Consider the following 662-nt stretch of genomic DNA (forward strand, 5'->3'; position numbering starts at 1 on the left):
GGTTGTGTTGCAAAGAATAGAAATTGGAGATAGATGTTGGTAGAAGCAAATAACTAATTAGCTAACCATATGAGAAAGTATAATCCTATAGATTTCAAGTGGCGTCATTATGAAGGAGAAATAATCTTATTATGTGTACGTTGGTATCTAAGATATAGACTTAGCTACCGTAATTTAAGCGAGATGATGGAAGAAAGAGGGCTAGAAATCTCTCCAAGTACAATATATAGGTGGGTTCAGCGCTATGCTCCTGAAATACAGAAAAGAGTTAGTTATTTTCTCAAATCTACTAATTCTTCTTGGCACTTAGATGAAACTTACATCAAAGTTAAAGGTAAGTGGTTATACTTATATAGAGCTATTGATAAAAATAAAAACACCATTGATTTTTACTTAAGTAAAACGCGCAACCACAAGGCAGCTAAACTATTCTTAACCAAATTGATTAATAAGAAAAATGCCTATGAACCAAAGAGCATTACTGTAGATGCTAATCCCTCATATACTTTAGCTTTTACTCAATTACAAAAAGAAGGTAAGTTTAGTAATACAACTATAAGAAAGAACAAATATCTAAATAATATTATTGAGCAAGATCATAGACGGTTAAAATGGAAAACCAAAGATGCTATGGGTTATCATAGTTATAAAACAGCTTATAA

General features: G+C 31.1%; 1 protein-coding gene. It reads left to right on the forward strand.

Translation table 11 applies throughout. The features are described from left to right. Positions 1-69: 69 nt before the first annotated feature. Positions 70-662: IS6 family transposase (locus NF27_RS02460; RefSeq protein ID WP_039455453.1), on the forward strand; the 593-nt coding region annotated here is incomplete at its 3' end.

Origin of the sequence: Candidatus Jidaibacter acanthamoeba (assembly GCF_000815465.1) — a bacterium.
In the GTDB taxonomy this organism is placed as follows: Bacteria; Pseudomonadota; Alphaproteobacteria; order Rickettsiales; family Midichloriaceae; genus Jidaibacter; species Jidaibacter acanthamoebae.